Source organism: Geobacillus sp. FSL W8-1251 (genome assembly GCF_038005945.1).
Classification (GTDB): domain Bacteria; phylum Bacillota; class Bacilli; order Bacillales; family Anoxybacillaceae; genus Geobacillus; species Geobacillus stearothermophilus.
The window spans coordinates 2296147-2320512 of the sequence record NZ_JBBOUF010000001.1 but is presented as its reverse complement, the minus strand read 5'-3'; the positions used below and the strand labels follow the sequence as shown (position 1 = coordinate 2320512).

General features: G+C 54.6%; 21 protein-coding genes, 3 pseudogenes and 1 other annotated feature. Of the genes and pseudogenes, 6 read left to right on the top strand and 18 right to left on the bottom strand.

What is annotated here, in order from left to right; genetic code table 11:
* Positions 1 to 102: 102 nt before the first annotated feature.
* The 5 genes from tpx to sppA all read right to left on the bottom strand — a co-directional run bounded on the left by tpx (position 103) and on the right by sppA (position 3508).
* Positions 103 to 603, bottom strand: a complete 501-nt coding sequence (tpx, locus tag NSS88_RS12240; RefSeq protein ID WP_033014480.1) for a thiol peroxidase — start codon at positions 601 to 603, stop codon at positions 103 to 105.
* A gap of 151 nt (positions 604 to 754) precedes the next feature.
* Positions 755 to 1216, bottom strand: a complete 462-nt coding sequence (gene ytfJ / locus NSS88_RS12235) for a GerW family sporulation protein (RefSeq protein WP_033014481.1) — start codon at positions 1214 to 1216, stop codon at positions 755 to 757.
* Between the two features lie 11 nt (positions 1217 to 1227).
* On the bottom strand, positions 1228 to 1917 hold the full coding sequence (locus tag NSS88_RS12230; protein WP_055358924.1) for a DUF2953 domain-containing protein: 690 nt from the start codon (positions 1915 to 1917) through the stop codon (positions 1228 to 1230).
* A 99-nt stretch (positions 1918 to 2016) separates the two neighbouring features.
* A complete protein-coding gene (locus NSS88_RS12225; protein ID WP_235599021.1) occupies positions 2017 to 2469 on the bottom strand; it encodes an RDD family protein in 453 nt (150 codons plus the stop codon).
* Positions 2470 to 2500: 31 nt separating this feature from the next.
* Entirely contained in the window at positions 2501 to 3508 is a 1008-nt protein-coding gene (gene sppA / locus NSS88_RS12220) for a signal peptide peptidase SppA (RefSeq protein WP_055358926.1), read from the bottom strand.
* Positions 3509 to 3618: 110 nt separating this feature from the next.
* Here sppA and NSS88_RS12215 point away from each other — a divergent pair, with 110 nt between their 5' ends.
* The gene (locus NSS88_RS12215) at positions 3619 to 4422 is read left to right on the top strand and encodes an NAD kinase (RefSeq protein ID WP_055358927.1); all 804 of its coding nucleotides are present in this window, start codon (positions 3619 to 3621) and stop codon (positions 4420 to 4422) included.
* Positions 4423 to 4585: 163 nt separating this feature from the next.
* Here NSS88_RS12215 and mbcS read toward each other — a convergent pair.
* From mbcS to ezrA, 5 genes and pseudogenes are all read right to left on the bottom strand, one after another.
* A pseudogene (mbcS, locus tag NSS88_RS12210) lies at positions 4586 to 6179 on the bottom strand (acyl-CoA synthetase MbcS).
* A gap of 137 nt (positions 6180 to 6316) precedes the next feature.
* A complete protein-coding gene (locus NSS88_RS12205; protein WP_033014490.1) occupies positions 6317 to 6517 on the bottom strand; it encodes an alpha/beta-type small acid-soluble spore protein in 201 nt (66 codons plus the stop codon).
* 81 nt (positions 6518 to 6598) lie between these two features.
* A complete protein-coding gene (gene thiI / locus NSS88_RS12200) occupies positions 6599 to 7804 on the bottom strand; it encodes a tRNA uracil 4-sulfurtransferase ThiI (RefSeq protein ID WP_011232269.1) in 1206 nt (401 codons plus the stop codon).
* 4 nt (positions 7805 to 7808) lie between these two features.
* Entirely contained in the window at positions 7809 to 8954 is a 1146-nt protein-coding gene (locus NSS88_RS12195) for a cysteine desulfurase family protein (protein ID WP_033014582.1), read from the bottom strand.
* Between the two features lie 378 nt (positions 8955 to 9332).
* Positions 9333 to 11036 carry a septation ring formation regulator EzrA gene (ezrA, locus tag NSS88_RS12190; protein ID WP_341084806.1) on the bottom strand — a complete coding sequence of 568 codons (1704 nt, stop codon included), beginning with the start codon at positions 11034 to 11036 and terminating at the stop codon, positions 9333 to 9335.
* Between the two features lie 192 nt (positions 11037 to 11228).
* On the opposite strand from ezrA, the gene hisJ reads away from it, so the two are divergent.
* Positions 11229 to 12053, top strand: coding sequence for a histidinol-phosphatase HisJ (hisJ, locus tag NSS88_RS12185; protein WP_033014493.1), 825 nt, complete (start codon positions 11229 to 11231; stop codon positions 12051 to 12053).
* 92 nt (positions 12054 to 12145) lie between these two features.
* The gene (locus tag NSS88_RS12180) at positions 12146 to 12622 is read left to right on the top strand and encodes a GAF domain-containing protein (RefSeq protein ID WP_011232274.1); all 477 of its coding nucleotides are present in this window, start codon (positions 12146 to 12148) and stop codon (positions 12620 to 12622) included.
* Between the two features lie 55 nt (positions 12623 to 12677).
* On the opposite strand, the gene NSS88_RS12175 is transcribed toward NSS88_RS12180, so the two are convergent.
* A complete protein-coding gene (locus NSS88_RS12175) occupies positions 12678 to 14513 on the bottom strand; it encodes a sensor domain-containing diguanylate cyclase (protein WP_033014584.1) in 1836 nt (611 codons plus the stop codon).
* Between the two features lie 274 nt (positions 14514 to 14787).
* On the bottom strand, positions 14788 to 16155 hold the full coding sequence (locus NSS88_RS12170) for an ISLre2-like element ISGsp3 family transposase (protein ID WP_341082672.1): 1368 nt from the start codon (positions 16153 to 16155) through the stop codon (positions 14788 to 14790).
* A 408-nt stretch (positions 16156 to 16563) separates the two neighbouring features.
* Between NSS88_RS12170 and rpsD the strand changes: the two genes are divergently transcribed.
* Entirely contained in the window at positions 16564 to 17166 is a 603-nt protein-coding gene (gene rpsD / locus NSS88_RS12165) for a 30S ribosomal protein S4 (RefSeq protein WP_033014494.1), read from the top strand.
* Positions 17167 to 17212: 46 nt separating this feature from the next.
* Here the strand turns inward: rpsD and tyrS are convergent, their stop codons facing one another.
* Positions 17213 to 18472 (bottom strand): tyrosine--tRNA ligase, encoded by a 1260-nt coding sequence (gene tyrS / locus NSS88_RS12160; RefSeq protein WP_033014498.1) that lies wholly within the window; start codon positions 18470 to 18472, stop codon positions 17213 to 17215.
* A gap of 50 nt (positions 18473 to 18522) precedes the next feature.
* Positions 18523 to 18747, bottom strand: a binding site (T-box leader).
* A gap of 100 nt (positions 18748 to 18847) precedes the next feature.
* Between tyrS and NSS88_RS12155 the strand changes: the two are divergent.
* Positions 18848 to 19338, top strand: a pseudogene (locus NSS88_RS12155) (penicillin-binding transpeptidase domain-containing protein); the annotation flags it as partial.
* Between the two features lie 25 nt (positions 19339 to 19363).
* Positions 19364 to 20299: pseudogene (locus NSS88_RS12150) on the top strand (acetoin utilization protein AcuC); the annotation flags it as partial.
* 196 nt (positions 20300 to 20495) lie between these two features.
* On the opposite strand, the gene ccpA reads toward NSS88_RS12150, so the two are convergent.
* From ccpA to NSS88_RS12125, 5 genes are all read right to left on the bottom strand, one after another.
* Positions 20496 to 21488 carry a catabolite control protein A gene (ccpA, locus tag NSS88_RS12145; RefSeq protein WP_033014500.1) on the bottom strand — a complete coding sequence of 331 codons (993 nt, stop codon included), beginning with the start codon at positions 21486 to 21488 and terminating at the stop codon, positions 20496 to 20498.
* A gap of 383 nt (positions 21489 to 21871) precedes the next feature.
* Positions 21872 to 22954 (bottom strand): bifunctional 3-deoxy-7-phosphoheptulonate synthase/chorismate mutase, encoded by a 1083-nt coding sequence (locus tag NSS88_RS12140; RefSeq protein WP_121649981.1) that lies wholly within the window; start codon positions 22952 to 22954, stop codon positions 21872 to 21874.
* 228 nt (positions 22955 to 23182) lie between these two features.
* Complete coding sequence (gene ytxJ / locus NSS88_RS12135) at positions 23183 to 23515, bottom strand: bacillithiol system redox-active protein YtxJ (RefSeq protein ID WP_033014501.1); 333 nt, start codon at positions 23513 to 23515, stop codon at positions 23183 to 23185.
* A 7-nt stretch (positions 23516 to 23522) separates the two neighbouring features.
* Complete coding sequence (locus NSS88_RS12130; RefSeq protein ID WP_033014503.1) at positions 23523 to 23918, bottom strand: hypothetical protein; 396 nt, start codon at positions 23916 to 23918, stop codon at positions 23523 to 23525.
* Positions 23905 to 24354, bottom strand: a complete 450-nt coding sequence (locus NSS88_RS12125; protein ID WP_033014504.1) for a DUF948 domain-containing protein — start codon at positions 24352 to 24354, stop codon at positions 23905 to 23907. The genes NSS88_RS12130 and NSS88_RS12125 overlap by 14 nt, the downstream gene beginning before the upstream one ends.
* Positions 24355 to 24366: the final 12 nt, after the last annotated feature.

Here is a 24366-nt window from a genome sequence, read left to right as displayed (position 1 = left end):
CTGCCCATGTCCCTTCTATATATTGTACGTCCGTCCGCCCCGCCCCGCAAGGCAAACAGCGACCAAAACGAAACGGCCCCGAACGGATCGGAGCCGTTTTCCTTATTTCGCCGCTTTCGCCGCTTCAATCGCTGCTTCGTAGTTCGGATGGTTCGTCACTTCCGGCACGTATTCGACGTATGTGACCGTGTCGTTGCTATCGATGACAAACACGGCGCGGGCAAGCAGGCGAAGTTCTTTGATCAGGACGCCGTACGCTTGTCCAAATGAGACGTCGCGATGGTCGGACAACACTTCAACGTTTTCGATGCCAGCGGCGCCGCACCACCGTTTTTGCGCAAACGGCAAATCCACGCTGATCGTCAGCACTTTCACGTTGTCAAGCTTCGACGCTTCCTCGTTAAACCGGCGCGTCTGCGCGTCACAAACACCGGTGTCAAGCGACGGCACGACGCTAATGAGGCGGACATGCCCCTTCGTATCGGCGAGCGTCACTTCCTGCAAATTTTGGTTCAACACGGTGAAGTCCGGCGCTTTGTCGCCGACTTTCACTTCGTTGCCGACGAGCGTGACCGGATTGCCTTTAAACGTCACTTGAGCCATGGCTTCTCCCCCTTAGGAAAAAATATGTACCATCTCCATAGTAAGACGAAAAGGCGGCGTTTGCAATCGTTTTACTCGCCGCATCGCCCCTTTCGCCTGCGGCCCGCCAAAACAAAGCGCTGGACGAAACCCGATCCAGCGCCAAGCCCGGCTAAATGTCAAAATCGTTCGCGGTGGAAGACGCGCCGTCTTTTTTGTTTTTCTTCAACATCGCCTGGATTTTTTCGATGGCTTGTGGGGCGAGATCGAGAATTTTTTCGTATAAATGCGTGCTTTCATCTAGATGGAGAAGTTTGACACCCGATGAGTTGACGACGAGAAACGCGATCGGGGTGATCGACACGCCGCCGCCGCTGCCGCCGCCAAACGGGTGCCCGTTCCCCTGTTGCTGCCCGTTTTGCCCGTTCGTTTGCGCCCCTTGACCGTTTGTCTGGCCGTCAAGCATAAATTCGCTGCCGCCGGCCGCAAACCCGAACCCGACCTTCGACACCGTTAAAATGACGCTGCCATCCGGCGTCTCGACCGGATCGCCGATAATCGTGTTGACGTCGATCATTTGTTTTAAATTTTCCATCGCGGTTGTCATAAGCCCTTGGATCGGATGGTTCGTCATCATCATTCCTCCTAATAGCCTTCATTTGCCTGTCGCGCAGCGGAAAGGCTGCGCTTTGGCGGATGCCGCCTGCGCCAATGTGTGATGACGCGCAATCCTGCTACCATAGCATGCCCGATTCGGAAATGAAACATACATAAAAACGACGTTTCCGAGACGGCTCGGTCGTACACGGGAACGATCGCAATCACCGGGGTCGTTTTCATGTTCATGTACCGCCTCGCCGCTCCGATAATAGCGTATTTCAACGACCAGCCAAGCCCGACGAGCAGCCCGGTCGATGCCGCATCACCCGTTCCGATGTTTGTCTTCCATTCCCATTTGGTAATCGTCACATGGCGACAAAATTGTTTCATAATTTCATGAAAATCGATGACGTGCTCCCAAAACTGTTTTACTTTGCGAAAAAAGTCGGCGATTTTTTTCGGCGTCCATTTTCCTTTCTTTTCTTCCTTGCCGCGCGTCTCCCCCATCCCTTTTTTGTGGATGAACGCCACCCCGGGCGCTTCCGATTCGGTTTCCAGCTTGATGAGCGGAATGTGAATCGTGTAGCGGATGAGGCCAAACAGCGTGCGCACCACAATTTTGTATTCATCATCGTCCTGCCGATGGCGAAACACAACCGTCACGGAAAGTTTCATGAAGGCGGCAAGAAGGAACAACACCATAACGGCTATGGCGACTATGATTACGACTTTCAAGGCCCGTCCTCCCTTTCACCATATCATTGTCGCCATATGAAAAAAAAATAAACCTGCCGCATGGCAGGTGAACAACGCCGTTTGCCCCGCAAAAGCCGGCTACTCGCGGATGACGATCGTATCGGCAAACTGGTCGTGCATTCCTTTTTTCTTTTCCGAAAAGGCGACAAACAAAAAGCCGACAAACAGCAATGTTTTGCTGATGAATTTGCCGATGACTTCGCGAAACAACACGGTCAGCCAGGTGAGCGGCTCGCCGCGCTCATCGACCACTTTTAAGCCGAACACCATTTTGCCAAGCGTCTGCCCAAACGCTTTCGTCATCAACACGAAATAGGCGTAAAAGACGACGGCGGCCGCGACCGAGGCTGGCGCGAACAACCCGTCCCGCTCAAGCGGCCAATCGAATAGGCGGAAAAGCGGCCAAACGACAAGCCGGTTGAGGCTTGAGACAACAATGACATCAAGGCAATACGCCCAAAAACGAAGCCAAAACCCTCCGTAGCGGGGAGCGGGGTCCGCCGCATCACAGATGGACGCCGGCAGCGCCATCGATTGTGTGTCCTCCATTTCTTGATCCCCCCTATTCGGCGTACAAGTACATAAGCCGCGGCGAGGATGGGCGCGACAACAGGCGGATGAGCCCGGCCGCCTCGCTGTCCGGCTTCATCCGGTTCGACACCACCTCAAAGAGAGAGCTCCACGGCGCATCGTTCACGTATTTTACGACTTGAGCGCCGGTTAAATGATGCTCTTTTTTGAGCGCAGCGATCGCGTCATCCAAGTAGCCGAACTCGTCGACAAGGCGGAGCGCCTTCGCCTGTCGCCCGTCATAAATGCGGCCGTCCGCCAGCTTTCGCACCGTGTCTTCCGGCAGCTTTCTCCCTTTGGCTACCACATCCACAAACGCATCATACGAATCATTGATCAGCCGTTGCAAAATCTCCCGTTCCGCTTCGGTCATTTTGCGCGCCGGATTCATGATGTCTTTGTACGGCCCGCTTTTGATCGTGACAAGCTCCACGCCGTACTTCTTTGCCAGCCCTTCATAGTTGACGCTTTGCATGATGACGCCGATGGAGCCGGTGATCGTCTCCGGGCTGGCGAAAATTTTATCGCCGGCCGCTGCGATATAGTAACCGCCCGAGGCGGCCATGGTCCCCATCGATACATAAATCGGCTTGTTCGTCTTCTTTTTCAGCTTCATCAGCTGATCGTAAATTTCCGCGCTTTCCGCGACACCGCCGCCCGGCGAATTAATGCGCAAGATAATCGCTTTGATGTCTTGATCCTCTTTCGCCTGTTTGATCATTTGCAAAAACGTTTGGTGATTGTACTGTGATGAGGAAAGAAACGACTCCGCTTCCCCCGCATCTTGAATCACTCCGTTCACTTCCAACACTGCGATTTTTTTCAACGGGTCGCCCTCGGCGATGACTTCTTCGCTAAATGGCGACTCCATGAGCGCCAGCCACCTTTCCGACCAGCCGCCCGCCTTGTCGGACAAAAGAACGCCAACCGCCTGAACAAGCACGGAGATCACAAACAAGGCGGCGGCGATGGCCAACGCCGTCCATCGTTTTCGATTCATCATCTTCCTCCCTTTGCATCGGCTGCCATATTTTTAGAATCGTGGCAAACGTGGTACAATATTCATTGTACATCGGTTCAAGATTCAACGCTACTAGGAGGATGCAAAATATGGATACCGAACGCAACCACCTTTATTTTTTTTATAAGCGCGACGATGAACTCGTCCGGCGAGTGAAACCGCTCATCGAATGGGCTGAGCGCGGGCCGTTTGTCGTTGTCGACGACTATCGGGAAGCGAACATCATTGTCAGCATCGGCGACGACGGCGCATTTTTGCAGGCGGTCCGGCAGACGGGATTTCTTCCTGACCGTTTGTACGTCGGCGTGTCCGTCTTGCCGGCGCGCGGGTTTTACTGCGATTTCCATATTGACGACATCGATCATATGGTGGAAGCGGCGAAAAATTGGAAACTCGAAGTGCGGCGCTACCCAATCATCGAAGTGACGATCGACGGCGCGGCTTCGTTTTTCTGCTTAAACGAATGTTCGATCCGCTCGCAAATCATTAAAACGATGGCGGTCGACGTGTTCATCGACGATTTGCATTTTGAGACGTTCCGCGGCGACGGCATTATCGTCTCGACGCCGACCGGCAGCACCGGCTACAATAAATCGGTGCACGGAGCGGTCGTCGATCCGCTCTTGCCGTGCTTTCAAGTGAGCGAACTCGCCTCGCTCAACAGCAACCGCTATCGGACGCTCGGCTCGCCGTTCATTTTGAGCGGCTCGCGGACGTTGACGCTGAAAATGTTGGAAGAAACAAGCCATTTTCCGATCATCGGCCTCGACAATGAAGCGCTCAGCATCCAGCATATTGAGCGGATTGACATTCGTTTAAGCGACCGGGTGGTCAAAACGGTGCGCCTAAAAGACAATTCGTTCTGGGATAAAGTGAAACGCGTCTTTTTGTGAAGCGTGTGTCTGTTCTCCCGGCGAAACACCGGATCTAAAATGGCGAATCCGTTCGACGCGCATGCGGCAAGAGGGTGTCTCGCAACGAGACACCCTCTTGTTTGGTCGCCGCGCGGACATCGCTCCGCTTCTGACAACGGCCAGCTCAACCGGCTCTTTCTACTTACGACGACCGGCCGACAAGGCGGGCTTCCCGCTCGCGCAGCTCGACGCGGCGGATTTTTCTGGACGCCGTTTTCGGCAAATCGTCGACAAACTCGATTTTGCGCGGGTATTTGTACGGCGCCGTCAACTGTTTCACATGTTCTTGCAGGGCCGGAATCAGAGACGAATCGTCTTTGTCGACCCCGTCGCGCAGCACGACAAACGCTTTGACAACATGGCCGCGCACTTCATCCGGACTGGCGACAACGGCGCACTCTTTTACGGCTGGGTGCTTGACAAGCGCGTCTTCGACTTCAAACGGGCCGATCGTATAACCGGCGCTGATGATGATGTCATCCCCGCGGCCTTCAAACCAGAAATAGCCGTCTTCGTCTTTGCGCGCTTTGTCTCCCGTAATGTAGTAGTCGCCGCGGAACTGCATCGCTGTCCGCTCCAGATCTTTGTAATAATACTTAAACAGCGCCGGCGTCTCGATATGGACGGCGATGTCGCCGACTTGTCCGGGCGGGCACGGCTCGCCGTTTTCATCGATAATTTCGACGCGGTTGCCTGGCGTCGGTTTCCCCATCGAACCCGGCTTGATGGGCATTCCTTTCATGACTCCGACCAGCAGCGTGTTTTCTGTCTGGCCGTAGCCGTCTCGCACTTCGACGCCGAAATGCTTGGCAAACGTGTCGATCACTTCGCGGTTGAGCGGCTCTCCGGCAGACACGGCGCTGTGCAAATGAGATAGATGATAGCGGCCGATGTCCGGCACTTTCGCCATCAAACGATACTCGGTCGGCGTGCAGCACAGCACATTGATGTTGTGTTTTTCCAATAGCTGTAAATATTTTTCCGGCTCAAAGCGGCCGTAATAGACAAAGCCGGTCACCCCTGAGCCGAGCACCGATAAAAACGGGCTCCAAATCCATTTTTGCCATCCCGGTCCGGCCGTCGCCCAAACGAGGTCGCCTTCTTCAATGCACAGCCAGTTTTTCGCAGCCGTGCGCAAGTGGGCGTACGCCCAACCATGGCAATGGACGACCCCTTTCGGATTGCCGGTCGTGCCGGATGTGTACGACAAAAACGCCATATCATCGCGCGAGGTATCCGCCGCCTCAAGCGTTTCGCTCTCTTTGGCCATGGCGTCTTCAAGCGGAATCCATCCGTCTCGGGGTTCCCCGATGACGAACTTCGTCAAACGTTCGATGCCGTCAATCGGCGCAAATTCGTCCGTATACGGCGCATAAGCGACAACCGCCTTCGCTTCGCTATGGACGAGCCGATATTGCAAATCCTTTGTCCGCAGCATCTCCGAGCTTGGGATGACGACAAGCCCGGCTTTGAGCGCCCCTATATACACTTCGTATGTTTTCAATGAGGCGCGGCATCATGACGAGCACTTTATCGCCTTTTTCGAGCCCATGCGATAAGAAAGCGTTTCCAATCTGGTTGGCGCGCGCCATCAAGCGGCCGTATGTAATCTCTTTCGTTTCGCCTTGCTCGCTCTCCCATTTCAACGCGATCCGATCCGGGCCGGCGGCCGCATGCCGTTCCATTTCCGATGTTAAATTGTAGCGCTCGGGAGCAATCAAGTCTTCCCGCCTCATCGTTCCTCTCCCCCTCTGTCTTGTTTCGCCTTGGTCGGCATCTTTATTATACAAAATAGCCGTTCTATTTTGAATACCGTTTTTCTCATATGAAAGCGGCGGGAAATGCCCCCGCCGCGTAAGCCATCATTATGAAATTAGAATTGGCGTGCGCCGCCCAATTGTTGCTGCGCCATGGCAACGAGGCGTTTCGTGATCTCTCCGCCGACCGAACCGTTGGCGCGGGAAGTCGTGTCAGCGCCTAAGTTGACGCCAAATTCTTGGGCGATTTCGTATTTCATTTGTTCGAGCGCTTGTTGGGCACCCGGAACAAGCAATTGATTGTTGTTGCGTGCCATCTGTTTTCACCTCCTTGTACCTATAGAATGTGTGAAAACAGATGGCGATATGCAGCGATTCTTTTTGGTAAATTTTGAAATTCAAAACAGCTCGGCAAACTCATCGCCCTGCCCTGTTTCTTCATCAATGACGAGCGTTTCTGTGTCATTGACTGCCTTTTCCAGAAGCGGAGCGAGGTCGAGCTGGCTCTCATAATGGAACACTTTTTCTTTTTTTGGCTTCGTTTTCGGCGCTCTTGGCGTAAAAATGGTGCAACAGTCTTCATACGGAAGAATGGAAATATCATGTGTGCCGATTTGCTTCGCCAGCTCGATAATTTCAAGTTTATCCATCGAAACAAGCGGGCGCAAAATCGGGGTATTGGTCACCTCATTGATCACGTACATGCTTTCTAGCGTCTGGCTCGCGACTTGGCCGAGGCTTTCGCCTGTGACAATCGCCAACGCCCGCTGGCGGCGGCGCAGCGCGTCGGTGATCCTAAGCATCGCCCGCCGAGTGGAAATGAGCGAGTACTCGTTCGGAACTCCTTGATAAATGGCTTGCTGCACTTCCGTAAACGGCACGATGTGAAGCTTGATTCTCCCGCCGTATGTCGTCAACTTGCGCACGAGGTCAATCACTTTTTGCTTCGCCCGTTCGCTTGTAAACGGCGGGCTGAAAAAGTGGACGGCCTCAATTTCCAAACCGCGCTTCATCGCCAAATAACCAGCAACCGGGCTGTCGATGCCGCCGGAGAGCATGAGCATCGCCTTGCCGCTCGTTCCGACCGGCAGGCCGCCGGCGCCGAAAATGTCGCGGCACGTGACATATGTCCCGTCTTGGCGCACTTCAATGCGCACGTCAATATCCGGCTCGCGCACGTTGACCCTAAGCCCGTCCGTCTGCCGCAAAATATGCGCCCCCACCTCGTAGTTCAGCTCGTCGCTTCGATACGGAAACTGCTTATCGACGCGGCGGGCGCTCACTTTAAACGTTTTTCCTTTGTATGGGAGCTGGCGGACGGCGGCGAGCGCCGTTTCCTTAATGGCGTCCAGATCGTTTTCGCACTTCATCGCCAGGCTGAACGAATGAATGCCAAAAACGGTTTTCAGCTTTTCGATGATCGGTTCATGCGGCTCGCCGTTTAATAAAATATACATTCGGTCACGCATATATTCAATCTGAATCCGCTCGAACGCCTGCAGTTTGCGGGCAATGTTGTTTTTAAGACGCCGGACGAAGATGTTCCGATTTTTTCCTTTCGTCGTCATTTCTCCGTAGCGGATCAAAATGCGGTCATAGTTCATCATCTTATTCCGTTACCTCGCTTAATGTTTTGATCGCCTGCTTGATCGCTGCCACCGCCGGCGCGATTTCTTCCCGGCTGTTGTCAAACGACAAGCTGATGCGAATGCCGCGCTCGGCTCGGTCTTCACCAAGCCCCATGGCCAAAAGCGTCTTGCTCGGCGCCTTTTTTTTCGATGAACAGGCTGACGTCGTCGAAACGTATATTCCTCTTTTTTCCAGTTCGTGAACAAACACTTCCGGCTTCACGCCGCGCTTTAACGAAAAGTTGATGATATGAGGAGCGGCGCCATCGCGCGGCGTGTTGATCTCGATGTCTGGAATCGCCAAGAGCGCTTCAAGCCACTCGTCTTTCAATGCTTGAAGCCGGCCGATGTCCCGCTCGTAGCGCTCGAGCGCCAAGCGAAGCGCCTTCGCCATCGCGACGATGGCGGCGACATTTTCCGTTCCGGACCGAAGCTGCCGCTCCTGCCCGCCGCCGGCAATCAACGGCGCCAAGCGGACGCCTTCACGGACATAAAGCAAGCCGGCGCCGCGCAATCCGTGAAATTTATGCGCCGATATCGTGCATAAATCGACACCGGCTTGCTTCAAGTCGAGCGGCACTTTGCTGATCCCTTGCACCCGATCGACGTGAAACAATGTTTTCGGATAGCGGGACAAGAGGGCGCCGATTTCTTCGATCGGCTGCACCGTGCCAACTTCGTTATTGACGTGCATGACCGACACGAGAATCGTATCGTCGCGCAGCGCGCGTTCCACTTGCTCAACCGATACCCTTCCTTCGCGGTCGACCGGCAAGTACGTCACCTCAAAACCAAGCTCCTCAAGCTGGCGGCACGGTTCAGCGACAGACGGATGCTCGATTTTCGTCGTAATGATATGCCGGCCGCGCCGCTGATATTGCCAGGCGACCCCTTTGATGGCGAAATTGTTCGCCTCCGTTCCGCCGGAGGTAAAAACGATTTCGTTCGGCTTAACGCGCAGCATGGCGGCGATTTGTTCACGCGCCTGCGCCAAAAGCCGCTCCGCCTTCATGCCCAGCCCATGGAGCGACGACGGATTGGCAAAATAGTTCGTTGCGACGGCGACGAACGAATCGATCACCTCGGGAAATGGTTTGGTCGTCGCACTGTTGTCAAGATAAATCATCGCTTCCATCCTCCGCTCATTGTCGGCAAAATATCGCTGTACATCGTCCATCTTAACCAAAACAGGCGCCAATCGACAACGAAAACACACCGTCATTTACATTATTCACCAAAAACCCATTGAACAATCTTCCACCTGCGCGAAGAGGTGGGAGATTCTTGGGAACACCCGCCCCACGGCAGGCTGTCAGCCAAGCCATCCCCGTGCGTCCCACGGTTTGGCTGCCTTACGAAGACAGCAAACGAAGCCCCTCATTCAAGATATTCCGGGCGGCGTTCTTGTTTGAGGGAAGAGGCAGAAAAGCTTGTGTTCAGCCATATGATTCTGTGTTTTTTAGGTAAAATAATGGATAATCAATACTCGTGATCGGGTGGTTTATCACTGTTCGCGGCTGTTATCCTCCTGCCATAATTTCTGCACACGGTCAAACGCGCCCGGCTCGACTTCTTCAACGGCCGCCACCGCCTGCCGGAGCGCCTCCTCATAATCATAATGGCGAAATAAAAATTCGGCTTCTTCCAGCCCTTTGCGGACCGCTGGATAGCGGCGGCGGTAGCGGTTGCCGTATTGAATCGTCCGCTCCGCCAGCGTCGCCTGTTCGGTCATTTCCACCGTCCGCTCATACAACCGTTCCACAGCCGCTTTCGCCTCCTCCAACGCTTGGTCGACCGCCGGCATGTCAAGCGGCTTTTCTTCAAGACGCGCGGCAACGGCTTGCAAGCTGCGTCTCGCTTCCGCCAATTCAAGCGCATACGGTTCAGGCAGCCCCGGCAGCCGGCTTTTTTGCACAAGGCGGAGCGCCTCGGCCAATGTTTTTCTCATGCCGTCAAGCTTTTCGCGGGCGATCAATTCGTCTTTGCGCAGCGTCTGCAGCATCGTTCGAAACTGTTCATGCTCTTCCTTCATGAGGTCGATCTGAGACACAAGCTGCTCAAGCTCCTCTTTCAGGAGCGAATACGCTGTTTTCGCCTCGGCAACGCGGTCTTGAATGAGAAAAAACCGCTTTTGCAACTGGTGCAGCTGCTTTTCGATGCTCCGGTACTTTTCGAGGTCGCTTGGCGCCAAATGGTAGCTTTGCTGGACGAACAGCGCCTCGGCCTCGGTTTCCTTCGCCTCGGCGGCGAGCTCCTGAAGCATGCCGCTGAGGCGCGGCATTTCCGTTTGCACATATTGATGCGCGAGCACTTCGTTTTCGAGCAAATCGTAGAGCGCGTCGATCTCTTCTTTCAGCTCAGCGACAATCTGCTTCGCTTCTTCGATGCGCAGCTCATGGATCATGGCCAGACATTGCTCGATTTTTTCCCGTTTTTCCTGAAGCGTGCGCTCCATGTGCAAATGGTCAAGGATGTATCCGCGCTCTTCCATCTCTCGATAGCCATCAGCCAACTCAGCGAGCTGAGCTGGCAACGACGTTTGGCATTCGCCAAGAAGTTTAGGAATATCTTCCATCATGGCTGTGAGCCGGCCGAGCTCTTCCTTCAGTGTCAGAACCACATCGCGCGCCGCCAAATAGTTGCCGGCTTCCGTCAATTCGGCAAACCGCTGAAACTGCTTTTCCGCTTCCGTTAAACGGACGTCAAGCAAGTCGGCAGCCGAACCGAACGTATAACGGTAAGCAAGCAGCGTCTTTTTCGCTTCCCGGTGAGCCGCACGCAGCTCCTCGATCTCCGCCCGGCTTTGTTCCTCGCTGCCGATCAACTCATTCACTTCATGAATGATTTCATGCACTTCTTCCTCAAGACGACGCAATCCGTCGGCGATCTGCCCAAGCAGCCGGCGCGCTTGCCGGTAGCGGTATTTGTCGAGCAGCCGCTCCGCGTCAAACAGCTGTTCTTCCACATTCGGCAGCTTCACTGCCACAATGTCGTCCCATTGCTGGCGCCATCGTTCAAACAGCTGCTCCGTCTCCCCTGTCATATTCAGCTGTTTCACTTTCGCCAGCTCATCCGGTACCGGCCGGTTCATCAAGTTGATTTTCCATTCCTCGAGCCGATCGATTTCCCGGTACATCCGCTTTCGGTACACATGATTATATATGATTGCCCCCGATCCGAGGAGCAGAACGATCCATGCCATTCCCATCCGCTGATGCCCTCCTTGCATTCAAGCTACTTCTATCGAACAAACGAAAATAGCGGGGAAGACAAAAATATATGTTTTTCAATGTTTTTATGATACCATGTTAACGACATTTTTTGACCAAAATTTTTATTTTTTTTACAAGAATCTTCACTATTTTTTCTATGATACATGAAGAAAGGAGGAAAATCGATCATGCGCGACGGGCATATTCATACGCCGTTTTGTCCGCACGGAAGCCAAGATCCGCTTGAGGCCTATGTAGAGCGCGCGATCGAACTGGGCTATACCGACATTTCCTTTACGGAGCATGCCCCGCTTCCTGAGCGGTTTATCGATCCAACGCCCAACCAGGACTGTTCGATGAAGCTTAGCCAGCTTGAGCGCTATTTGCACGCCGTCGCTGAGGTGAAAGCCCGCTACCGAAACGACATTGCCATCCGTGTCGGGCTCGAAGTCGATTTTATTCCTGGCTTTGAGGAAGAAACAACCCGCCTGCTCGACGAGGTCGGCCCGCTGCTTGACGACAGCATTTTATCGGTTCACTTTTTGGCCTACGAAGGGCAATATGTATGCCTTGATTACAGCGAAGATATGTTCGCCGACATCGTCCGCTTGTTCGGATCGGTCGAACGCGTCCACCGCGCCTACTACGAAACAGTGCTGCAATCGATCCGCACGGAGCTTGGCCGCTACAAACCGAGACGTATCGGCCATATGACGCTTGTGCGCAAGTTCCAACGCCGTTTCCCATGCTTGGAACCAATGGATGAGTGGATTGTTTCCATTCTCGATGACATCAAGCAGTTCGGCTATGAATTGGACTACAACGGCGCCGGCGCCGCCAAACCACTCTGCCTTGAGCCGTATCCGCCGGGCGGCGTGATCGCCGAGGCGCGGCGGCGGGGCATCCCAATCGTCTACGGATCCGACGCCCATCGCGCCGCCGACTTGCACCAAGGACGGGAGAGGATGGACCGCGAGGCGCTTTCGGTTGACAACCGCCCGCAGCCGTCATAAAATAGGCGAATCAGCCATTTCCCTGCTTGCATCCTGCTGGATGTTGAGGCCAGAGTCCTGCTCCAACCATGATGAAAAAGGAGGCTAGTTCTATGTTTCGTCCCATGGCTTACAACGGAACACGCGAAGAAAATTACGCGCTCGTCATCGAACAGCTGAAATCGCTCATTTCCGGGGAACCCAACTTCATCGCCAACTTGGCGAACGCAGCCGCCTTGCTCAACCAGTTTTTCACCGACATCAATTGGGTCGGTTTTTACCTCGCAGACGGCGAGGAGCTTGTGCTTGGCCCGTTCCAAGGCTTGCCGGCATGCGTGCGCATTCCGTTCGGCAAAGGAGTGTGCGGCACGGCGGCCGCCAAACGGCGGACGGTGGTCGTTCCAGACGTTCACCAATTCCCGGGCCATATCGCCTGCGATGCGGCGTCTCAATCGGAAATCGTCGTGCCACTCATCAAAGACGACCGCGTCATCGGCGTTCTTGACATCGACAGCCCGGTGAAAAACCGCTTCGATGACATCGACCGCCGCTACTTGGAGCAGTTTGCCAGCGTGCTCATTTCCGCCTGACGAAAAAAGCGCACCAAGCGCGAAGAAGGAATCCGCTTGCTCGGATTCCTTTTTTTTACACCTTATACAAATGACCGTCATCGTGCACAAAAATGCAGTTTTTTCCTGTCTCTTTTGCCATATAAAGCGCGGCGTCGGCTCGTTTGAACAGCTGTTTTGCATCCTCGCAGCCTTGGCGCTCCCACCATGACACACCGCACGAAACGGTCACCGTCGGAATCGTTTGTTCTCTGACTTTTTCTGTGATGCGGCGGGCAATCGAAATGGCGTCAGACAGCGGCACTTTCGGCAAATACACCGCCAGCTCTTCCCCGCCCCAACGCGCCGCCACATCGCCATCGCGAATGTTGGCGCACACCGTCTCAGCCACTTGGACGAGCACCCTATCGCCCGTTTGATGGCCGTACACATCGTTGATTTGCTTAAAGTTGTCAATGTCAAACAAAATGAGCGCCCCGGATGCATCGGATCCCATGGATGTTTGGATCACCTCGTCCAAGTAACGGCGCGTATGCAGCTTTGTCAAATAATCAGTGACTACTATCTTCTCGAGCTCTTCGCGCAGCATCGCGTTCATAAACGCCAGCGTTGAATGTTGAACGAGGGATTCCAAGAGCTTAAACATCTCAAACGTAAATCGGTATGGCTCGCTGGCGAGCGCAATGCACAGTCCCTTCGTTTCCTTGTTTTGCTGCATCGGCGCCGCCATGATGGAACGAAACGAACCGAAAGCGGACACGCATACATCACCGGCAAATAAAATGTCATTTCCGCTTTGGCGCCGCTTTTCCACCCATTCGATATAGGGCTCGGACCGATGGTCGAAAAAAAACGGCGTGCTGCCTGGCAAAAGCTCCCGCTTGCCGTCGGCAAACAAGAAAAAACCGACTTCATCCGCGCCGAACGATTGTTGGATTTGCGATACCATGTACTCAATGGCTTCATGAAGCCGCGGCCGGGCGTTCAATTGGCGCATTGTGTCGTTGATCAGCTGCAAATCGGCGACAAGCCGGCGCGACTGTTCATACAACTTGGCGTTCTCAAGCGCACTTCCAGCCGTGCTCGCCAGCAGCGAAATAAAATGAATCTCTCGTTTTGGAAATGGCGCAGCGTATGGGGCGATCATTTCAATCACCCCATACACCGCCTGCACCCCTTTAATCGGGGCGTACAGCACCGAGCGCGGCGGCGCCTCCATCTCCTCGCATTGCACTTGTCCAGTCAAAAACGCCCGCAACGCCGCCGTCTGTTTTTCCCTTTCATCCAATACAAGCGTTTTAATCGGCAAATTTCCGCGCAGATGGTTGTCATGCGACAACAGAAGGTGGTAGGTGAATGATGGATAGACGTTTTGCAGCGTGCGGATAATTTCTTCAAGCACAACATCGATATGCATCGAGGAATGAATTTTTGCGGCAAAGTGATGCAGCTGTCCATACCGTTTCTCTTCGCCCTCTCCTTGCAGCACCGCGCTAAGTTTCCGAAACAATCGCGCCAAATCCGTCCGGATCTCCCACAACAACCGCTCGTCAAAACCGCCATCTTTTCGATACACGAGCTCGACCATCGCCGGTGTCTCATCGGAAAGCATGAAAAAGAGCCGGGCCGCCATATGCGGCCCACCGGCATCGACAACAGCGACTTTCCGCTCTCCATCAGCCGCGATCGGCCTAGCGTCCGGCGTCCCAACCGCGGCCGCTTCCGGATAAAAGGCAGCCCGCACCGGGTCGTACAAATAAAAAACGGCTTGCTCGAGCGCCAGCTCTTCTTTTAGCAGCGCGAGCAACTCGCCCGCCGCCGCCGAAAACGGCCTATCGTCCTGAAACGCTAAAAACCAGTGGAAAAATTTTTGTTTAAATGATTCATACCGCTTCATTTCTTCCTTGTTCATCGCCTTTTCCACCCAAACCGGCATCATCATTCCAAATAAGAGAATGGGATGACAATTTTTCTAAAAATTGCATTTTTTATTATATCATACAAATAGAGAAGAAGGGAAACAAAATGTTGACTTTGAGTCAGTCAAGACTTTGTGGAGAACATTTTTTCGGTTCACTACGGGTGTTGCCAATCACTAGTTAGCGAACCATTTTCAGGAATTCATTCGTAAGCGCTTTCGGACTCTCATCCCTCATCTTGAGGCGATGATACGATATTCCATTTTTTTACATCCAACCACCATCCCGGAGCGCCGACAACGCTTGATGGATCGGCGTCCCGGATGACCGCTGCAGACACGGTAGATTCTGACGCACCACATCTGCCCACAACCGTCCTGCCTTCCGTTTGGCCTGTTCAACCCGCTTGGACTTCGTCGAGGCCGAGGCTGCCGTTCGGGTCTCTTCTTCCTCCACCAACTGCCCATTTCTCCGCCAAATCCCGTCGATTCGGGCTGCCATCGCCCTCAGAAACGCCCGAAGCCCTTGGTCTTTCCAGCTGCGGCGGGATTTCACCCGATGCGCAAACCGGCTCATCACGCTCTCGGCGTGGCCCATCGGACGCATGCCGGTCGTCTCCACCCCTTGCTCCGACAGCCACTCCCGATAGTCCCGGATGCATCCCGGCATCGACTCGATCCGGCGGATCATGGCAGCCATCTGCTTCTCTTTCGCTTCGTCCTCCAACGTGCCGACCGCGCTGTTCAGCTCCACGAGAAGCCCCTCTTCGTCTTGTTTCGCCAGCTTCTTCCGCACCTCCTGCCAACGCGGATGGCCGGACAGACACTGACGCAGCTCCCGCGCCACATGAAATCGATCCAGCTGAAAGCACGCCCGCTTCCCAAAATACTCCCGGCAGGCCGTGATCCACGACGCCGCGTCGCCGTTGATGATCAACAGGTCCCGGCACGGATCATAGGCATATTCGTTCATCAGCCACTCCTCAAACCGTTCCCACACGTCTCCCTCCCCTTCATGGAGGTAGTGGCGCCGGTTCACGAACTCGAGCTGCGAACCGTTTCGTTTCCATCCCTCGTGAACCGCCAGGATTTTCTCTTCTTTCGCCCGTTTCCCTTTCCCCTGGCGGGAAATAAACAGTCCATCCGCCTCCACAAACAGCACCCGGCCGTGCCGTTGGGAAACAGGGCGGTGCAGCGAGACAGGGGCCTCCAGCACCAGTTGGCGAATCGCCTCGTGGCTCATGACCGCATACCCCACGATCGACTCCAACGTACGGGCCGCTTTGCGGTAGGAAGAGCACTCTACGGCCAACTCGACCGCCGTTTCCTCGAGGCAAGGACTGATCGATCGGGCCCCATCAAAGCCTAATTCGGCATCCAGCAAGAAGGTATAGTTCCCCGTTTGCCGGTCATAGTAGTAGTTCCGTCGAAACGTCACTTCTCCAAACAGCGTTTGGATCGTAGTCGGCCGTTTGTCTTTCAGCTGATACCGGCGCTTGTCCCGCGCTTCCGCCAGTTGTTGATCAATCTCCTCCAAAAGGGCCGCCAACAAGACAGCGAACACCTTTTGAAGAGTTCTGACTAATTGTTCCTCCAGCTCTTTTAATAAAGGCCATTCTGTGGTAAGATGTTTCATGGACTCTTTCCCTCCTGTTTTCGGTTGATGTTGACAATCACCATCATAGCAGGGAGAGAGTCCTTTTTGCATGACATTTGCTTTTTTCTACCGCGCTTCGCTTGGTGGCCCCGACGAGCGTCGCGAACAAAAGTTCGCAACCCTCGTCGGGGATCATTTCGGAATGTCACCCACAAATATTTTACTCACACGTTGACTTTATCCTCTAAAAATCATATAATAGCCTTTGTGTAAAATATAGCAGCCTTTGTGCCCACTTTTATGGTTCATTTTGTTCCTCGACCCGCCGAGGTGCATCGTGTAACTCTTAGCTGCGAGAGCGAGGATGCATGAAAACAAAATGGCCATAATTGTTGGCGCACATCTGCTTTTATTTTACGGGAATAAAAGCGTAAGGAGGAGCAACGAATGGCTCGTTATACTGGCCCAATGTGGAAAATTTCCCGCCGCCTTGGCATCTCGTTGAGCGGCACGGGGAAAGAATTGCAAAAACGTCCGTATCCGCCTGGCCAACACGGTCCGGGGCAACGGCGGAAATTGTCGGAATATGGCTTGCAGCTGCAAGAAAAACAAAAGCTGCGCCATATGTACGGCGTGAACGAACGCCAATTCCGCAAAACGTTTGAAGAAGCAGGCAAAATGCCGGGCAAACACGGCGAAAACTTCATGATTTTGTTAGAATCGCGCCTAGACAACCTCGTCTATCGCTTAGGGTTGGCCCGCACGCGCCGTCAAGCCCGCCAGCTCGTGACGCACGGCCACATTTTGGTCGACGGCAGCCGCGTCAACATCCCGTCGTACCGCGTCAAACCGGGACAAACGATCGCCGTTCGCGAAAAATCGCGCAACTTGCAAGTGATTAAAGAAGCGCTCGAAGCGAACAACTACATTCCAGATTACTTGTCGTTTGATCCGGAAAAAATGGAAGGGACGTACACCCGCTTGCCGGAGCGTTCCGAACTGCCGGCGGAAATCAACGAAGCGCTCATCGTCGAGTTCTACTCGCGTTAAGGCGCAAAAAAGATCCGAAATGCATCAGCATTTCGGATCTTTTTTCTTAGGCGTAGCGAATCAAATAATACTTTTTCTTCCCGCGGCGGATGACCGTAAACCGCCCCTCAAGGCGGTGTTCAGCCGTTAATATGGCTCCGACGTCTTGAAGGCGCTCGCCGTTGACGTAAATGGCGCCGTTTTGGATGTCTTCGCGCGCTTGTCGCTTCGATGGCGAAATGCCGGCAGAAACGAGCAGCTCGACAAGCGGAACGTCGCCTCCTTCATGAACGAATGACGGTACATCTTTGAACCCTTGCTCAATTTCCGCCGCTGTCAAATTGGCAATGTCGCCGCTAAAGAGCGCTTCAGAAATGCGAATCGCTTGCCTGAGCGCCTCTTCGCCGTGCACGAGCTTTGTCACTTCCTCAGCAAGCGTCTTTTGGGCCGCCCGCTTCTCTGGGGCCTCACGAAGCTCTTGTTCAAGCGCTTCGATTTCCTCTTTCGACAGGAACGTAAAATACTTCAAGTAACGGATCACATCGCGGTCATCGGTGTTGATCCAAAACTGGTAAAACTCGTACGGCGACGTTTTCTCTTTGTCGAGCCAAATCGTGCCGCTTTCCGTTTTCCCGAATTTCGTGCCGTCCGCTTTCGTCACAAGCGGGATCGTCAAGCCAAACGCCCGCGCCTCGCCTTTCGTTTTGCGAATAAGCTCAAGCCCTGCCGTGATGTTGCCCCATTGGTCGCTCCCGCCGATTTGCAGGCGGCATCCTTCCGTCTCGTACAGGCGGAGAAAATCGTATGCCTGCAGCATCATATAGCTGAACTCGGTAAATGAAATGCCCGTCTCGATGCGCGATTGAACCGACTCTTTCGCCATCATGTAGTTGACGCTGAAATGCTTGCCGACGTCGCGCAAAAACGTAATGACATCCAGCGGCCCGATCCAGTCGTAGTTGTTTTTGATTTTCGCCGGATTGCCGTCCGCTTCAAAATCTAAAAAGCGGCCGAGCTGTTCTTTAATACGCGCGCTCCATGCCTCGACGGTTTCTTTGGCATTGAGCGTGCGCTCGCTTTTTTTCCCGCTCGGGTCGCCGATCAACCCCGTCGCTCCGCCGACTAGAGCGATCGGCCGGTGCCCCGCCTGCTGGAAGCGGCGCATCGTCAAAATGGTGGCCAAGTGGCCGATATGCAAACTGTCCGCCGTCGGGTCAAACCCGCAGTAGAGCGTCACCCGCTCCTCATTTAACAGTTTGCGCAACCCGTCTTCATCCGTCGTTTGGTTGACGAGCCCGCGCCATTGCAATTCCGCAAGCAAATCCATGTCCTTCACCTCTTTATAAATGTCATGCAAAAGAAAACACCCGCCCGTGATGAAGGGGCGAGTGTTCGTCGCGGTACCACCCTACTTAGAAAGCATGGTGCTTTCTCACTCATTTGGATAACGGCGCCGGCCGGCGGATGGCTACTAGGTGCCAAAAACGTTCGCCATCGCTGCTCAGGGAGGTAATTCACGCCTGCCTGTGGACTGGCTCGCACCGTCCGCCAGCTCTCTGCACCAGGGAGGCAGCCGCTACTTGTTCCCATCATCGCTTTCTCATATGAAATATATACATTATTATTACCATAGCGATGCGCTCGCTGTCAACCCTAACGCTTTTCGCACAAACGGCGAAAAATCAGCAAAATTCCACAATGTTATACGACGATCGACAAAAAGATTTATGAACAAATGCAGCGCATCGCCGCCCGCTACCCGTATTACGGAAGCGACAATGTGTATTACACCAAAGACAAGAAAACAGGAAAAATGACCTCCATCGCCAACCGGTCGAAGTCAGGGCGATGCTCATCGAAAACAAAACGGGAAAAATCATCAGCTTCGTCGGCGGCCTCGATTATGGGCGCGAGCAGTTGAACCACGCCACCCAGGCGCACCGGTCCAACGGGTCAACGATGAAACCGCTCTTAGTATACACGCCGGCGATGGAGATGGGCGTCATCCAGCCGGCGACGATCATTCCCGACTTGTCGCTTTCGATCGGTTCGTATACACCGAAAAACGCGGACGGAAAAACGCACGGGCTCGTCACGGTGCGCTATGTCTTGCAGCAATCGTTCAACATCCCGGCTGTTCGGACGTATATGAGAATTCGATCCCGCCATCCGATCGACTATTTGCATAAAATCGCGCCAGCCGTCGCCATTTTTATTTATATCGGAAGCGGCGGCGCAAAACTACGGCCTTGGCACCGAGGATACACCGATTTTCCCCAACATGCACGAATCGAGCGCTCTTTTGGTCGGCAGCACCCTCACCGCCGTCGACGCGGTTCTTTCCGGAGCGGCCGGGCATGCGCTCAACCTTGGAGGCGGTCTGCACCACGGCTTCCGCGGCAAAGCGTCCGGCTTTTGCGTCTACAACGACAGCGCGGTCGCCATTCAATACATCCGGGAGAAATACGGACTGCGCGTGTTGTACGTCGACACGGACGCCCACCATGGAGACGGAGTGCAATGGGCGTTTTACGACGATCCGAACGTTTGCACGTTTTCCATTCATGAAACGGGGCGCTATTTGTTCCCAGGGACCGGAAATGTCAACGAGCGCGGCTTAGGCGCAGGCTACGGCTATTCGTTCAACATTCCCGTTGATGCGTTCACGGAAGACGAATCATGGATCGCCGCCTATACGACCGCGCTTCGGGAAATCACCGACTTTTTCCGCCCGGATGTCATCGTGACGCAAAACGGCGTCGACGCCCACTATTACGATCCGCTCACCCATTTGTCGGTGACGATGAAAACGTACCGCGCCATTCCGAAGCTCGCGCACGAAATCGCACATGAATATTGCGGCGGACGCTGGATCGCCGTCGTCGTCGGCGGCTATGACATCTGGCGCGTCGTGCCGCGGGCATGGGCGCTCCTTTGGCTCGAGATGACAGGACAAGCCGATGTGTCCGGCCCGCTGCCAGATGAGCGGCGCGAACGTTAGCAACCGCTTTCACCCTTCGCGCTTCCGCTTGAGTGGGACGACCCGGATGACTTGTATCCCCCGATTCCGCGCAAAGCAGAGATCAGCGAAAAAAATGCCCAGACGGTGGAAAAAGCGTTGTATTTCATCCGCAGCCAGCGGCCGGCACGGTGACCGGCCGGCCGAACCGCCCTCCAAATTCAGAAACAATAGGCGAAGGGGGCTGCTTTTTATGGGCGCCATCGAGCCGGTTCGTGCCTGTTGGCGGCGCATGGGAAACGCAAACGAGAGCGCCTCGGCAGGCGCGTTCAGAGGAAACGCGAAAAAGGCTGATCCGAAAACGCGGAGCGTTTTCGGATCAGCCTCGCTCCTATTTCGTCGATTCCCGCACTTCAAGCCGGTGCGGCAAGACGACGATATGGTTGTCAACTTTCTCCTTGTTCATGTACTTCGTCAGTAACCGCATCGCTACCGCTCCGATGTCGTACATCGGCTGCACGACGGTCGTCAGCCGCGGCCGCACCATCGTCGCAAGCCTTGTGTTGTCAAAACCGACAACTTCCACCTCTTCCGGCACGCGCACGTGATAGTCTTGGGCGCTGTGGATGATGCCGAGCGCCATTTCGTCCGTGCCGGCAAACACCGCCGTCGGTCGTTCGGCAAGCTCCGCGATTTTCTCATACGCTTCCAAGCCGGAGTCGTATGAATTGTCGCCCTCAACGACCAGCTCTTCGTCATATGGCACCCCGCGCTCTTCCAACGCGCGCCGGTAGCCAGCCAACTTCCGCTGGTTGATCGGATCGTCGGTCGGACCGGTCACATACGCCACACGGCGGTTTCCTTTTTCCAGCAAATACGTCACCGCTTCAAACGCCGCCTGCTCATAATCGATGTTAACCGATGGAATCTCCTCCGGCCCGACCGTCGCCGCCAGCACGATCGGCACCGATGATTTTTGAAATTCGGCGACGTGCTCTTCGGTGATGGTCCCGCCCATAAACAACAGGCCGTCCACTTGCTTGGCGAGCAACGTGTTGAGCAAATGCAGCTCTTTTTCTTTGTTTTGGTCGGAGTTGCTTAAAATAATGTTGTATTTGTACATCGTTGCAATGTCTTCGATGCCGCGCGCCAGTTCGGCGAAGAAAATGTTCGAAATATCCGGGATGATCACCCCGACCGTCGTCGTTTTTTTGCTCGCCAACCCCCGCGCCACTGCATTCGGGCGGTAGCCGAGCCGCTCGATCGCTTCCAACACTTTTTTTCGTGTCGACGGCTTGACGTTCGGGTTGCCGTTCACGACACGCGAAACAGTCGCCATCGAGACGTTCGCCTCCCGCGCCACATCATAAATCGTTACGGTCATTCCTTTCACTCCTTTTCACTCAACCGGTCAAATTCCGAATGTATGTACAACTATCATACGATACATTATCGCCAACTCGCAACGAAATCGCAACCATTTTTGCCGGTTTGTTCACAAACCGTTCACCGATAGTTTTCCCGAAACCACGCCATTGCATGAAAAGGAAGCCCGCCGTTTCCCCGTGTTTTTGTGCTGGGCGCCAACGGCCATCAGCGCAAACAGGAATCCGCCAGACAGCGCGATTCGGTTGCCCTATCATGCCGCCAACCCAACCGGCCTCCATTTCCCGCCTCGACCACAGCCTGCTTCGCACTGCCCCAAAAACAAAAGACGCCCCAACACAATGGGACGTCTTCTTTCGCCGACACACCGCCCTTTGCCCTTTACGCTTGGACGAACTGGCGCTGGAAGGCGCGCACTTCTTCCATAAACTCGTTGAATTGGGCGATGTCCATTTGCTGGGCGGAATCGGACAAGGCGACGGCCGGGTCCGGATGCACTTCGGCCATGACGCCGTCGGCGCCGATCGCCAAGGCCGCTTTGGCGCACGGGATGAGCAGATCGCGCCGCCCCGTTGAGTGGGTGACATCGACGAACACCGGCAAGTGCGTTTCTTTCTTCAAAATCGGCACAGCCGAAATGTCGAGCGTGTTGCGCGTCGCCCGCTCGTACGTACGTATGCCGCGCTCGCACAAAATGATCTGCCCGTTTCCTTGCGACATGATGTACTCAGCGGCGTTGATGAATTCTTCGATCGTCGCCGCCAAGCCGCGCTTCAGCAAAATCGGCTTATTCACTTGGCCGGCTGCCTTAAGCAGCTCAAAGTTTTGCATGTTGCGGGCGCCGATTTGGATGACGTCAATATAGTCCAAGGCGATTTCAATGTCCGCCGGCGTGACGATTTCACTGATGACCGCCAAATCAAACTCATCGGCGATCCGTTTCAAAATTTTCAGTCCTTCCACGCCGAGCCCTTGGAAATCGTACGGCGACGTGCGCGGTTTGTACGCACCGCCGCGCAGCATCTTGATGCCTTGTTTTTTCACCGCTTCGGCGACCGTAGCCACTTGCTCGTAGCTTTCCACCGCACACGGGCCCATGACAAAATATTGTTTGCCGTCGCCGATCCGCTCTCCTTTCACCTCGACGATCGTGTTTTCTGGATGCTTTTTCCGCGAGACAAGCAGCGCTTTCCGATGGTCATCTTCTTGCAATTCGAGCGCCGCTTTGAAAATTTCCTTGAAAATGTGCTGCAGCGTCGACGTTTCGAACGGACCGTCGTTATGCTCGGAAATGAGGTCGAGCATTTTCCGCTCGCGCACCGGGTCGTAGCGGTGCGTTCCTTGCGCTTCTTTGATCTTGCCGATTTCTTGAACGAGCCGCCCCCGTTCGTTGATCAGCTTCAACAATTGCAGGTTAATCTCATCGACCCTTGCCCGCAGCTCCTCCAACCGTTCGTTGCTCATGCTTCTCTCATCCTTTCGCCCATTTTCATGCATCGTTTCCGCCCCATAGCGGCCGCCGGCCGGCTGCGTTCGGGGCGCTTCCCCGTTTTGAAGATCGAAGTTTTGTAATTAGTCTTTATTATAATCGATGACTTATCGGTTGTCACGAAAAAAATGCTTTTTTGATTAAACGCTTTTAAGTGGTAAAGTTTAAAAGGAGAACAAACCGCCTGTCGCGCGGACAGGCGGCTAGGCGGTGGCTATGTTCGTTCTCAGCGCATCGTACGTAATAGCCCAATGGGACGCGTGCCAGACGACTTTGCCGTTTTCAAACAAAAGCGCCTGCGGCGATTCGTGCTTAACGCCGGTCGTCTCGGCGATGTAGTTCGAGAGCAGCCGCGCTTCTTGAACGTACAGGCAATATACCGCGAGCTCCGGGTGATCGGCGGCGAACTTTTCACATTCGCCGAACGCCGCTCGGCTGATCGGGCATGTTAGGCTATGTTTGACGAACAAAAAGCGGTTCGTTTCCTTCTTGACGCGTTCAAACTGTTCGACGGTTTCCAGTTTCTCCATTCCCACGTTCTGCTCACTCCATTCCGCTTCGGTGTCCCATCGTTTGCTCGGCGTCATCGAGCGCCGCTTCCGCTTCCTCAAACAGCTTTTGCAGCGTCTCGCGGTCGGCCGGCTCAGCGGATGGCGGAATCGGGATCGTCGCTTTTTCAGCACCGGTCTTTGCCTCTTCGCCTTCGGACGGGGCCTCAGCTGTTTTCAGCGGGATGAACTCGGCGATTTCCTTCGTTTTCTCTTTCGCTGTTTCCAACCATTCCGCCGCCGTCGTTTTCACCGGCTCCCACGTTTCGCTGCTGCTCCATTCCGCGAGCCATTGCCGTCCTTTCTCACTTGTTAAAAACATGGCCGCCGCCGCGCCGGCGATGCCGCCGACAAGCGTCCCAAGCAAAAATCCGCCGTTATTTTTCGCCATTTTGCATTCCCTCCTGTTCACGCAATCGTTCCCTTTCCCTCCATTTTTCCCTTAGATCGAGCAAAACATTTGCCCATCGCAACGTTTTGCGCCATTTTTTCCGCCCGCCGCCCGCTCGAGCCGACAGCGCCGCGGCTGTCTGCTGAAGGGCGCGGTTGAACGAGCGGACGGCGTCGCCGACTTCACTGACGGCTTCGACGGCGCTATTCAGCTTTTCCACCTTCTTTTGCACATCGCCGGCGATGTCGTTCGCCGTATGCAAAAGCTCGGTGACTTCGCGGGCCACCGCTTGCACTTGCTCCTCCGTATGGCCCACCGCCGCCGTCAGCCGGCGCAGCGTTTCCTGCAGGACGACGAGCGTCCTCGCGATGTACACGACAAGCAGCAAAAACGCCGCCGCCGCCACCGCAGCGCTCGCGTACAAAAGCCACTCCACTTCGTTTCCCTC

Bases quoted from the DNA above. Each gene is read 5' to 3' on its own strand.
- hisJ (WP_033014493.1), top strand. From the start codon at position 11,229: ATGCGCGACGGGCATATTCATACGCCGTTTTGTCCGCACGGAAGCCAA.
- NSS88_RS12130 (WP_033014503.1), bottom strand. From the start codon at position 23,918: ATGGCGAAAAATAACGGCGGATTTTTGCTTGGGACGCTTGTCGGCGGC.
- thiI (WP_011232269.1), bottom strand. From the start codon at position 7,804: ATGAACTATGACCGCATTTTGATCCGCTACGGAGAAATGACGACGAAA.
- NSS88_RS12180 (WP_011232274.1), top strand. From the start codon at position 12,146: ATGTTTCGTCCCATGGCTTACAACGGAACACGCGAAGAAAATTACGCG.
- NSS88_RS12195 (WP_033014582.1), bottom strand. From the start codon at position 8,954: ATGATTTATCTTGACAACAGTGCGACGACCAAACCATTTCCCGAGGTG.
- NSS88_RS12175 (WP_033014584.1), bottom strand. From the start codon at position 14,513: ATGAACAAGGAAGAAATGAAGCGGTATGAATCATTTAAACAAAAATTT.
- ezrA (WP_341084806.1), bottom strand. From the start codon at position 11,036: ATGGGAATGGCATGGATCGTTCTGCTCCTCGGATCGGGGGCAATCATA.
- tpx (WP_033014480.1), bottom strand. From the start codon at position 603: ATGGCTCAAGTGACGTTTAAAGGCAATCCGGTCACGCTCGTCGGCAAC.
- ytfJ (WP_033014481.1), bottom strand. From the start codon at position 1,216: ATGACGAACCATCCGATCCAAGGGCTTATGACAACCGCGATGGAAAAT.
- sppA (WP_055358926.1), bottom strand. From the start codon at position 3,508: ATGAATCGAAAACGATGGACGGCGTTGGCCATCGCCGCCGCCTTGTTT.
- NSS88_RS12215 (WP_055358927.1), top strand. From the start codon at position 3,619: ATGGATACCGAACGCAACCACCTTTATTTTTTTTATAAGCGCGACGAT.
- tyrS (WP_033014498.1), bottom strand. From the start codon at position 18,472: ATGGATTTGCTTGCGGAATTGCAATGGCGCGGGCTCGTCAACCAAACG.
- NSS88_RS12140 (WP_121649981.1), bottom strand. From the start codon at position 22,954: ATGAGCAACGAACGGTTGGAGGAGCTGCGGGCAAGGGTCGATGAGATT.
- rpsD (WP_033014494.1), top strand. From the start codon at position 16,564: ATGGCTCGTTATACTGGCCCAATGTGGAAAATTTCCCGCCGCCTTGGC.
- NSS88_RS12225 (WP_235599021.1), bottom strand. From the start codon at position 2,469: ATGGCGCTGCCGGCGTCCATCTGTGATGCGGCGGACCCCGCTCCCCGC.
- NSS88_RS12205 (WP_033014490.1), bottom strand. From the start codon at position 6,517: ATGGCACGCAACAACAATCAATTGCTTGTTCCGGGTGCCCAACAAGCG.
- NSS88_RS12170 (WP_341082672.1), bottom strand. From the start codon at position 16,155: ATGAAACATCTTACCACAGAATGGCCTTTATTAAAAGAGCTGGAGGAA.
- ccpA (WP_033014500.1), bottom strand. From the start codon at position 21,488: ATGACCGTAACGATTTATGATGTGGCGCGGGAGGCGAACGTCTCGATG.